This is a genomic window from Streptomyces siamensis (genome assembly GCF_039543605.1).
Classification (GTDB): domain Bacteria; phylum Actinomycetota; class Actinomycetes; order Streptomycetales; family Streptomycetaceae; genus Streptomyces; species Streptomyces siamensis.
In genome coordinates this window covers 115,691-125,499 of sequence record NZ_BAABKB010000033.1, presented here as the reverse complement: position 1 = coordinate 125,499, position 9,809 = coordinate 115,691, and the positions used below count along the sequence as shown (strand labels likewise).

Annotated in this window: 10 protein-coding genes and 1 pseudogene; 3 read left to right on the top strand and 8 right to left on the bottom strand. The window is 70.3% G+C overall.

Features of this window, described 5'->3' with window-relative positions; translation table 11 throughout:
- Window positions 1-237: 237 nt before the first annotated feature.
- Window positions 238-870 (bottom strand): TetR/AcrR family transcriptional regulator, encoded by a 633-nt coding sequence (locus ABEB03_RS35285; RefSeq protein WP_345656966.1) that lies wholly within the window; start codon window positions 868-870, stop codon window positions 238-240.
- Between the two features lie 92 nt (window positions 871-962).
- Here ABEB03_RS35285 and ABEB03_RS35280 point away from each other — a divergent pair, with 92 nt between their 5' ends.
- On the top strand, window positions 963-2,090 hold the full coding sequence (locus ABEB03_RS35280; RefSeq protein WP_345656969.1) for an ABC transporter permease: 1,128 nt from the start codon (window positions 963-965) through the stop codon (window positions 2,088-2,090).
- Window positions 2,087-2,761 (top strand): ABC transporter ATP-binding protein, encoded by a 675-nt coding sequence (locus tag ABEB03_RS35275; protein ID WP_345656965.1) that lies wholly within the window; start codon window positions 2,087-2,089, stop codon window positions 2,759-2,761. Before ABEB03_RS35280 ends, ABEB03_RS35275 begins: the two co-directional genes overlap by 4 nt.
- Window positions 2,762-2,802: 41 nt before the next feature.
- Here the strand turns inward: ABEB03_RS35275 and ABEB03_RS35270 are convergent, their stop codons facing one another.
- Window positions 2,803-3,411, bottom strand: coding sequence for a flavin reductase family protein (locus ABEB03_RS35270; protein ID WP_345656968.1), 609 nt, complete (start codon window positions 3,409-3,411; stop codon window positions 2,803-2,805).
- A gap of 299 nt (window positions 3,412-3,710) precedes the next feature.
- The gene (locus ABEB03_RS35265) at window positions 3,711-4,679 is read right to left on the bottom strand and encodes a GlxA family transcriptional regulator (RefSeq protein WP_345656964.1); all 969 of its coding nucleotides are present in this window, start codon (window positions 4,677-4,679) and stop codon (window positions 3,711-3,713) included.
- Window positions 4,680-4,785: 106 nt separating this feature from the next.
- Between ABEB03_RS35265 and ABEB03_RS35260 the strand changes: the two genes are divergently transcribed.
- On the top strand, window positions 4,786-5,424 hold the full coding sequence (locus ABEB03_RS35260) for an HD domain-containing protein (protein ID WP_345656963.1): 639 nt from the start codon (window positions 4,786-4,788) through the stop codon (window positions 5,422-5,424).
- 184 nt (window positions 5,425-5,608) lie between these two features.
- Here ABEB03_RS35260 and ABEB03_RS35255 read toward each other — a convergent pair whose 3' ends face one another.
- From ABEB03_RS35255 to ABEB03_RS35240, 5 genes and pseudogenes are all read right to left on the bottom strand, one after another.
- Window positions 5,609-6,703: a glycoside hydrolase family 18 protein gene (locus tag ABEB03_RS35255; protein WP_345656962.1), complete on the bottom strand. Its 1,095-nt coding sequence runs from the start codon at window positions 6,701-6,703 to the stop codon at window positions 5,609-5,611.
- A 203-nt stretch (window positions 6,704-6,906) separates the two neighbouring features.
- On the bottom strand, window positions 6,907-7,446 hold the full coding sequence (locus ABEB03_RS35250) for a GNAT family N-acetyltransferase (protein WP_345656961.1): 540 nt from the start codon (window positions 7,444-7,446) through the stop codon (window positions 6,907-6,909).
- Between the two features lie 37 nt (window positions 7,447-7,483).
- Window positions 7,484-7,590, bottom strand: a pseudogene (locus ABEB03_RS45485) (cupin domain-containing protein); the annotation flags it as partial.
- A 121-nt stretch (window positions 7,591-7,711) separates the two neighbouring features.
- Complete coding sequence (locus tag ABEB03_RS35245) at window positions 7,712-8,581, bottom strand: ABC transporter substrate-binding protein (protein ID WP_345656960.1); 870 nt, start codon at window positions 8,579-8,581, stop codon at window positions 7,712-7,714.
- Window positions 8,582-8,731: 150 nt separating this feature from the next.
- Window positions 8,732-9,487: an SDR family NAD(P)-dependent oxidoreductase gene (locus ABEB03_RS35240; protein ID WP_345656959.1), complete on the bottom strand. Its 756-nt coding sequence runs from the start codon at window positions 9,485-9,487 to the stop codon at window positions 8,732-8,734.
- Between the last annotated feature and the right edge of the window lie 322 nt (window positions 9,488-9,809).

The window sequence follows — 9,809 nt, the reverse complement described above, 5'->3', positions numbered from 1 at the left end:
CCGCCTTGTGCTCTTGCGGCCCGCCCCGGCCGAAGGTGCCGAAGAGTCGGTGGTCATGCCCTGATTCGCCTTCGCATGCCGGAGGGCTCCTGGTGACGACCTCGTGGCGGCGCCGTGCCGGGAGGGTGCGCGAAGTGGACGCGGACCAGGCCGCCCGTCCGGCTACGGGCGAGCAGGTCCAGCTCTCCGGCACCGGAGTGCGGCTGGTACGTGCAGTTCCAGGACGCATCAAGGTCGTCAGACGGCCGGGGATCCGCCGTCCATCGGCTCGCCGGGCAGCGGATCGGTCGTGAGGCCTGCGAGGGCGGCCACGGTCAGCCGTACCGCACGATCCGTGACCGCGGCGTAGTCGTCTCCTGCTTCCAGTGCCGTGGTCGCTGCGTTGACGAATCCTTGCAGCAGTCGGGCGGTGCGCAGGGGGGCGTCGTCGCCGAGGTCGCGCAGCGCGTCCACGAGGGGGTCGAGCAGGGCGCGGTGCGCCGCGTCGGCGCCTGCGCGCAGGGCGGCGGCGTCCTGGGTGTCGGCGGTGGCGCGGGCGATGCGGTGCTCGCCGTCGCGCACCATCTCCAACTGCACCCTCACATAGGCGGCGACGCGCCTTTCGGGGGTGTCCCCGGCGGCGGCGAGAGCAGCCTGGATGCGCTCGGTCCAGCGTGGCGCGGCCTGCCGCACCACCTCGGTCAGCAGCTCGCCGCGGTTGGCGAAGTACTTGTAGACGCTGTTGCGGGCCAGCCCGGTGCGGCGGGCGACCGCCGCGAACGTCACCTCGGCCGCATCGCCCTCGGCAAGGAGCTCGTACGCCGCGTCGAGAAGGGTGGCGCGCTGCTGCGCGCGGTGATCGGCGACTGAAGCGGCCTGGATCTTGGGCACCCGGTCAGTCTAGAACCCCACCCCACTTAGGGACGCCGCGTCGCCATCATCTATTTTTGGGGACGCCTTGTCCCTATCTTTGGAGAGTGCCCATGTACCTCGCCCTGCTGGAACTGAAAGCGGCCAGAGGCCGCTTTCTGCTGATGGGCAGCGTCGTCGTCCTCGTCGCCGCGCTCGTCGGCATCGTCTCCGGTTTCACCACCGGCCTCGGCGACGACACCGTCTCCGCCCTGCGCAGGCTGCACGCCACCCACGTCGCCTTCGCCGAAGGCACCAAGTCGGACCAGTTCGCGCGCGGCCTGATCGACCAGCGCACCGCCACCGGCTGGACGGGGGAGAAGGGCATCGAGGCCACGCCGCTCGGCGTCGCCATCACCCGCGGCACGACCGACCGCGACGTCGAGATCGATCTCGCGGCCCTCGGTGTGGACCCCGGCGCCTTCACCGACACCGGCGCCGAGGACGGCCACCACCTCGACACGGCCACGCCCCAGGGCATCGTCGTCTCCCGGCAGCTCGTGAACGACGGCGTCCGCATCGGAGACACCCTGACCATCGACCGGCTCGGCATCGACCTGAAGGTCATCGGCACCACGGGTCGGTCCTCCTACGGCCACGTCCCGGTCGCCTACATGAGCACCGACACCTGGCGCCGGATCCGCTTCTCCACCCCCGGTGCACGCACCATGTCCGCAGACCTCCCCTCCCAGTACAGCGCGATGGCTCTCAGGGCCCGTGCCGACCTCAGTGACGAGGCGCTCGCCGAGGCCGACCACCGCCACGGCACCGCGACCGTCCCGCTGGAAGACGCCTTCGCCGCCGCCCCCGGTTACAAGGGAGAGCGCCTGACCATGACCTCCATCCAGACATTCCTCTTCCTCATCGCCCCGCTCGTCGTCGGCGCCTTCTTCGCCATCTGGACCGTCCAGCGCACACCGGAACTCGCCCTGCTCCGTGCCATGGGCGCATCCCGCCGCCGCCTCCTGGGCCACACCCTCACCCAGGCCGCCGTGGTCGTCGCCGCCGGTACTGCCCTCGGAGCCGCGCTCGCCGCCGCTGTCGGCCTCCTCGTCGGCGAGCAGGTGCCCTTCAGCCTGCCCGCGTCCACGCTCACCACGACCATGGCCGCCGTGGTCCTGGTCGGCCTCGGAGGAGCCGCCCTCACCCTGCGCCGTGTCACCACCGTCGATCCGATGACCATGCTGGGAGCCGCACGATGACCCTCCACCTGAAAGACATCACCGTCACCCTCGGCCGCGGCGCATCCCGCACCACCGCCCTCGAAGGCCTGACCGCCTCCTTCCGGCAGGGCGACCTCACCGCCCTCGTCGGCCCCTCCGGTTCCGGCAAGTCCACCCTCCTCGCCGTCGCCGGCGCACTGCTCCGCCCGGACCGGGGACAGGCCCTCCTGAACGACACCGACCTGGCCGCCCTCACGGACCGGGAACGCGCCCACGCCCGCCGCACCCGCATCGGCTACGTGTTCCAGAGCGGAAACCTGCTGACCGGCCTCACCACCGAGGAACAACTCCTCGCCGCCGCCTCCCTGGCCGGGCACAGACCCCGCACCCTGCGCGGTCAGGCCCGCGAACTGCTCGCCGAGGTCGGACTCGACCACCGGCTCCGCCACCGCCCCGACCAGCTCTCCGGCGGCGAACGCCAACGCGTGGCCCTGGCACGCGCCCTGCTCGGCCGGCCCGAACTCCTTCTCGTCGACGAGCCGACCGCCGCGGTCGACCGCACTCGCGCCGACGACCTCATCCGGCTCATCGCCCGCACGACGCACGAACACGGTTGCGTCACCCTCGTCGCCACCCACGATCCGGTCGTCGTCGAGGCGGCCGACACCACCCTCGACATGCTGGACCACGCCCCCGCAGCCACTGGCTGAACGGCAGGGTCATAGGCAGACCACCGCGTACGGCTGCGGGATCACTCGGAGTCGGGTTCCTCGTACGGAATCCGACTCAGGTGGATGACCTCGCCCAGGGTGCCCCACTCGTCGCCGCCGAGCTTGGTGAGGGGGCGCAACAGGGTGCTGCTGGGACGGTCGTCGGCGAGGAAGTCCCGGTCCGCCGCGGCGTGGACCACGCGTCCGAAGACGAGCGTGGAGTTGCCCATCCGCAAGGTGGTGTGGGAGCGGCACTCCAGGACCACATGAGATGCGGCCACCCTGGGTGGGCGCACGCACCTGCTGGCTTCGCGCTGGATGCCGGCGGTGTCGAATTCGCTGACGGACCGGGGGAAGTCGATGGCGGTGGCGTTGATCATGTCCAGTAGCGGCTCGGACGAGAAATTGACGACGAACTCCCCGGTGTCCTCCACGTTGCGCAGGGAGTCCTTGCGCCCGATCGAGGTGAACTGGACGATCGGGGGGTCGGTGCTGGCGATACTGAAGAAGGAGTGCGGGGCGAGGTTCTCGGTGCTTCCGTCCGAGGTGATCGTGGAGACCCAGGCGATCGGGCGAGGAACCACGACGGACGTCAGAAACCTGTAGAAGACCGCCCTGTCCATGGCCTCGGGGTCGTATTCGACGCGCATGCCGATCAGTATCGAACCGGCCATGCCGTGCGGACTCCGCGACGCGTCGGGCCTGGGATCTTCGCGATTCCTACCACCCGCCTTGCGGAAGCCCGGTCGGCCCTCGGCTCGACAGCGGGCGGGCATGGACCTGACGAAGCGACAAGGGCGGCGCTCGCGCCGCACCTTGGGGCCGAGGTCAGCGATGTCCTGTGCGAGTGCGCGAGTGCGCGAGTGCTCGATGCGCAGCGGAGCTGTCCGGCGTCGGCTTCAACCGAAGGCGGGCGCAGCACAGAGTGGTCGCACCACGGGCTGCGACCTCACTGCGGTGAACCCTGCGGACGTGTGGTGGCGAAGCGCCTGCGGTACTCCGTCGGGGTGGTGCCGAGGTGGCGCGCGAAGGCGCGGCGAAGGGTCTCGTCGCTGCCGAGCCCGCTGCGCTGCGCGGCCGAGGTCACGCTGTGCCCGTCGAGGAGCAGTTGCTGCGCGCGGTCGAGGCGGACACGCTCGACCCACCGTGCGGGTGTGGTGTTCAGTTCGGTCTGGAACAGCCGGGTCAGGTGCCGCGTGCTGATGGCGGCGGATGCGGCCATGGCGGGCAGGCTGTGGTCGGCGGCCGGGTCGGCGAGCACGGACGCGGTCAGCGAGCCCAGCAGGTCGCTGCGGGCCGGTGGCGTCGCCAGAGCCGTGGAGAACTGCGACTGCCCGCCCGGCCGCTGCATGAAGACGACCAGTTCGCGGGCGGCCTCCCGGGCCGCGGCCGCTCCGTGATCGTCCTCGACCAGCGCGAGGGCCAGATCGATGCCCGCGCTGATACCTGCGGAGGTGACGTACCGGCCGTCCCGGATGTGGAGGGCGTCCGGCTCGACATGGACCCGGGGGTAGCGGTGGGCGAGCGTGCCGGCATGCCGCCAGTGCGTGGTCGCCCTGCGCCCGTCGAGCAGGCCCAGCTCGGCGAGGACGAACGCACCGCTGCAGACCGACGCGACTCGCGGCGCCCCCTCGGCGAGGATCGCGGCCGCCTCCAGCAGCTCCTCCCCGGGAGGTTGCGCGGCGAGCCGGTCCGCTCCGGCGACCACGAGCGTGTGGACCGGCCCGACGTCGGCCGCCGCCACGGTCCGGGCGAGCGCCAGGCCCGAGGCGGTCGTGACGTCGCCGCCGTGGGGGGAGACCAGTACCGGTGTGTAGGGGTGGCCGAGGCGTGCCGCCTGATGCAGCACCTCCGAGGGCCCGCTGACGTCCAGCAGGGTCACACCGTCGAACACCAGGAAGGCGACACGGTGTGTCATGTCTGAATCTGTGGCTTGTGTGGCAGGAAGGACATGGCATCAGCCTAGGGCACGCGACGAGTCTGTAGGAGGTCACTGATCGAGAACGGAGAGGAAGGCGGTCATCATGGGTGAATCGATTGCGAGCGTGCGGATCCCGGACAGTGCGCTGACGCGGGAGGCGACCGAGCTGGTACGGGATGTCGCCTCGCCACTGCTGTTCGACCACTCCCGGCGGGTGTTTCTGTTCGGGGCGCTCCGCGGCCGGGAACAGGGGCTGCACTTCGACCCCGAGCTGCTGTACGTGGGCGCGATGTTCCACGACCTGGGACTGACCGACCGCTTCCGCCGTACCGACCAGCGTTTCGAGATCGACGGTGCCGACGAGGCCCGCCGCTTCCTGCATGCCCACGGCATCACCGGCGAGCCGGCCGACCGGGTCTGGACGGCCATAGCGCTGCACACCACCCCGGAGATCCCCTTGCACATGGCGCCCGAAGTGGCCCTGGTCACCCGCGGCGTGGAACTGGACGTCCTCGGCATCGGTTACCACGCCATCTCCGAGGAACAACGCGCGGCCGTCGTCGCGGCCCACCCCCGCCCGGATTTCAAGAACCGGATCCTCGCCGCCTTCACCGACGGCATCAAGGATCGCCCCGAGACGACGTTCGGCAACGTCAAGGCCGACGTGCTGGCCCACTTTTCCCCCGGCTTCGTGCGCGGCGACTTCGTGGAGGTCATCAAGAACTCCGACTGGCCCGAGTAGCGGGCAGCACCTCGCGCCGACGCCCACCATCGGAGCCGACGCGAGGCCGGAGACTGGTGTGCCCAAGTCCTGCGGCATGTGCTCTACCGCAGGCTCGGACGACTCCACCACTGCCTCCGGAACAGGGGGCGACCTTCGACGCTTCCCTCGCCTTCACACCGCCCCCGAACCGGAATGATGTGGTTCAGGGAGTGTTGGCGGCGAAGGAGTGGCGCACCGCGCAGTACCAGTTGGCGGGGCCGGTGGGGCATCCCGGTTCGTCGACGTCGGCGGAGGGCGCGTACTCCCAGCCGGCCGCACCGGCGAACGAGGGGTACTTGCCGGCCAGGGTGCGCAGGGTGGTCTGGAGGGTCGGCATCGGGACGTAGCCGGCGCAGTCGAGGTCGGAGTTGGTGATGGCGGCGGCGACGACCTTGGATGCGGGGAAATCGTTCTGGATGATCGCGTCGTAGTCGCTGGTGTCGGCGAGGCTGCCGTTACTGCAGTAGAACTGGGCGTTGTACCAGTTGATCTTGGTGCCGACGTTGTTCTCGAGGGTGCGGTAGTCGAGTTGCGGCAGCCTGCTGCCGTCGGCGGTGGAGAGGTCTGTGGGCACCGGGGCGAGGGTGATGAGGAAGCTCGGCCCGAAGTCGGCGCGCAGCTGGTTGATCAGCCGTTCCGCGGTGGCCTCGGTGAACGGTTCTTCGACGTCGAGGTCGATGCCGTCCAGCTTGTAGGTCCTCAGCGCGTCGCGGATGGGCGGGTAGTACATGTCGAAGTTCTGGTCGAGGCGGGTGTAGGTGCCGGGCGCGGCGCCTCCGAGGAGCGCGGTGGCCTTGACGCCCTTGGCCTGCAGCGCGGCGACGTCGCGCCACATGGGGACGTACTTCGCGGCGGAGGGGGCGTCGCTGTTGAGGGTGAGGATGGGGTACTGCGCGGGATCGTTGAGGTGGAACGCGGCGACCTCGACCACGTCGGCCTGCCCGGCCAGGGGGGCGGGGGATACGTAGGGCTGGCCGGGGTCTCCCGTCGTGGTGCCGGTCTGGTAGAAGGCGACCACGTGGCGGGCTGCCGGCGGGACCGGGGTCAGCGGCAGGCTGCCCTGCGTGATGGTGTGGCCGGTGCCGAGGGTGTTGTTGTTCCCGATGACGAGGTCCCGGCCGGCGATGTTGTTGTTGTCGCCCTTGTTGGCGATCCGGACCGGACCGCTGGGGTCCGGGTCGTCCGCGGCCACCGCGTGGGCCGAGCCGACACCCAGGAGTACAAGCGCTGCCAGTCCAGCCGCAGCACGTCGCCCCATCCGCTTCATCGCTACCAACCCTTCGGCCAAGATGTTCTGGATTCGGGCGATTCTGTTCGCGGCGGGCACGCACGCTCTGCACGACGCGCGTTCGCTCACTTCGATGCCGGAAAACCGCCACTATGCGGCCCAATAATCCGTTCATCACCACACCGCCTCGCAGGCTTCGCGCGGTGCGTCCGCCCGGTGGTTCCTCCACCGACTCAACTGGGCGGCGTGAGCGGGGACCACATACCGAGCCACTGTTCGGCGCTCCAGGCCTCGAACCGCTCCACCTCGGCGAACCCCAGTTTCGCCGCGAGGCGCATCGAACCGGCGTTGGCGGTCTGGGTGGTGAGTACCACCGGTTCGCCGGGAAGCGCGTCGGTGAGCCAGCCGAGTGCCGCCGCGCACGCCTCGGCGGCGTACCCGCGTCCCCACGCCTGCGGCAGGAACAGGTAGCCGAGATCGGCCTTCCCCGCGGCAGCCGGGCGACGGTGCCCGGTTGCCCTCCTCAGCAGGATCTGGCCGATCATCGACCCGTCGAGATCGACGACGAAGCTCCCGGGCCACCGCTCCGGCACCTCAGGCGTCCCGCGTTCAAGCTCGGCACGCGGTCGGGGGCCGCCAAGATAGGTGTGCACCTCTGGCGAGGCGAGCAGTTCGATGAACGCCGCGCGGTCCCGGGCCTCGGGCTCACGGAGCACGAGTCTCTCGGTCCTGATCGGCTCAGGCGGCCAAGCAACGGCTCCCAGATCTTCCATCCGCGCACGCTAACAGGTGGTCAAACCCACCGTGCCGTCAGGACTCTTGGGCCGGCAGCGCGTACGACTGAGGCAGTCGACCACGATCGTCTCCCGCGTGCTGCGGGCGATGACGACCACTGCCTCCTGCGTGGGGTCGGGGTCAAGGCCGCGTCTTCAGGCCCCCTGCTGAAGTCGCTGCTCGACCTGCAAGGTGCCGACGTCACCGCCAGCGGTCCCACGGGACGCGGTCGACGCCACCGTCGCCCATGCTCCGCGACACGTTTCAGGGGGTGGTGCGGTAGAACTCGGCCGCGCTGACGGTGGCGGGGACGCCGAGTTCGGCTGCCACCGCGTCGATCGCGGCGTCACCGATCGCGAGGTCGACCTGGCCGTCGGTGGTGAAGTGCGGTGCGATGAACGCCTCGTAGTGCGCTCGGACTTCGTCCGGGGTGTGTCCACCGAGGAACGTCTGCATGTGCCGCACCGTGGTGTCGGGGTCGTTGCGGATCACCTTCAGGGCACGGCGGTGCGCTCGCAGGACTGCCTGGACCGCGGGGTCGTCCGGGTCGGTGCGCGTGGTGTCGACGGCCAGGCCCACGGTGGGGATCCGGAAGTGGTCGCCCATCCAGGCCAGTACCTGCCAGCCGTACTCGGCGGCCACCGACTCCGGCGCCATGGTGCTGCCGACCAGCGCGGCGTCGATCTCGCCGTCGCGCAGCCGGCGCAGGTCCATGCCGTAGTCGCCGGGCGACCGGACGACGGTCTGTATGTCATGGTCCGGGTCGAGGCCGGCCTTGCGCAGCACGATCCGGGTGAAGCATCCGGGCGCGGTGTGGGGGGCGTGCACCGCCAGCCGTCGGCCGGCCAGGTCGGCCAGAGAGGTCGGGCCGGGGCGGGCGAGGAACCAGAACAGCGGGCGGTGGGTGTTGACGACGAGTCCGACCCAGGGGGTGCCGTCCGTCAGCCGGGACAGCAGTGCCCGGCCGAGGCCGATGGTGGCGCCGTGGCGCAGCCGCTCCTCGTCCCAGGTGCAGCCGTCGCGCAGCGTGACGTGGACGCCCTCGTCGGCGTAGAAGTCCTCCTGGTCGGCGACGTAGGCGGCCAGTTCCTCGTGCAGGCCCCGCCCGACGTAGGCGAGATCGATCGTATGCATGAATCGGTTCCTTGATCGTGTCGCCGTCGTGCGCCCATGGCGGTCACAGGTGCCGCGGCGCATGGTGCGTGGGCGACGGTGTGCCGGATGCGGTCCGTCCGTCGGCCGGACGGAGCCGGTACGGTCCCGTGTGCCGGGGACGGCGAGGCGTCAGTACATGGCCATTCCGCCGTTGACCGCGGCGGTGGTGCCGGTCATGAAGGCGTTGTCCTCGCCGGCGTAGAAGGCGACCGCCTGGGCGACATCGGCGGGGTGGGCCAGGCGGCCCAGCGGGGTGGCCGCCACCTGTCGCTGCTTCGTCTTGTCGTCGAGCACGTCATTGGCGATGCGGGACTCGACCGGTCCGGGCGCCACGACGTTGACCGTGATGCCCTGCGGGCCCAGTTCCTGGGCGAGGTACCGGGCGAACTGCTCCAGTGCGGCCTTGGCCGTCCCGAGTGCGATCATGCCCGCGCGGGGCCGGCGGCTGAGGCCGGTGCCGAGATAGATGATGCGTCCCCAGCTCTGTGCGGTCATGTCGGGCAGGACCGCTTTGGTGAGCGCGAACGCCGCGTGCATCTCGGCGTCGAGTTTGCCGCCCAGTTCGTCCCACGTCATGTCCTTGAACGACTTGACGGCATACGGGATGAGCGCGTTGTGCACGAGCACGTCGACGCCGCCCCACGACGCCCGCACCTGCTCGACCATGCTGTCGACGGCCGATACTTCGCGTACGTCGGCCTGTACGGCCATGGCCTGACCGCCGGCGGCCCGTATGTCGGCCACGACCTCCTGGGCCGCCTTGCCGCTGCTGAGGTAGTTGACCACCACCCGCATACCTCGGTCGGCCAGAACGCGTGCGGTGGCCGCACCGATCCCGCTGCTGGCCCCTGTCACCAGAGCCACCCTGCCGTCTGCCCCGGTCATGGGCTCACCTCCTCGTCGTCGTCGTCACGGGCCGCCGAATGAGCGCTCCGAGTCGTTCGTCGTGGATTCCGGCGCGATGTGGGGCGGCTGCCCCGTAGTAGTGCGCGGTGTCGAGCCTCGCCCGCAGCGGATCAGCTCGGTTCTGCCGTTCGGACCGATCGCCATCGCCGCGACGGCGTTGCTGAAGCCGGTCAAGGTCCTCAGGAGGAGTGGGCCTGGACGGCGAGGCGGCGATCAGCGACGGATGAGGGCGGGTGAATTCGCCCAGTGAATCCACGCATACGTTCATTTTAGGTGCTGGACCTGGACGGCTCCGCGGACG

Coding starts and splice junctions, on each gene's coding strand:
- ABEB03_RS35280 (WP_345656969.1), top strand. CDS start 963: ATGTACCTCGCCCTGCTGGAACTGAAAGCGGCCAGAGGCCGCTTTCTG.
- ABEB03_RS35275 (WP_345656965.1), top strand. CDS start 2,087: ATGACCCTCCACCTGAAAGACATCACCGTCACCCTCGGCCGCGGCGCA.
- ABEB03_RS35270 (WP_345656968.1), bottom strand. CDS start 3,411: ATGCGCGTCGAATACGACCCCGAGGCCATGGACAGGGCGGTCTTCTAC.
- ABEB03_RS35265 (WP_345656964.1), bottom strand. CDS start 4,679: ATGACACACCGTGTCGCCTTCCTGGTGTTCGACGGTGTGACCCTGCTG.
- ABEB03_RS35260 (WP_345656963.1), top strand. CDS start 4,786: ATGGGTGAATCGATTGCGAGCGTGCGGATCCCGGACAGTGCGCTGACG.
- ABEB03_RS35255 (WP_345656962.1), bottom strand. CDS start 6,703: ATGGGGCGACGTGCTGCGGCTGGACTGGCAGCGCTTGTACTCCTGGGT.
- ABEB03_RS35250 (WP_345656961.1), bottom strand. CDS start 7,446: ATGGAAGATCTGGGAGCCGTTGCTTGGCCGCCTGAGCCGATCAGGACC.
- ABEB03_RS35245 (WP_345656960.1), bottom strand. CDS start 8,581: ATGCATACGATCGATCTCGCCTACGTCGGGCGGGGCCTGCACGAGGAA.
- ABEB03_RS35240 (WP_345656959.1), bottom strand. CDS start 9,487: ATGACCGGGGCAGACGGCAGGGTGGCTCTGGTGACAGGGGCCAGCAGC.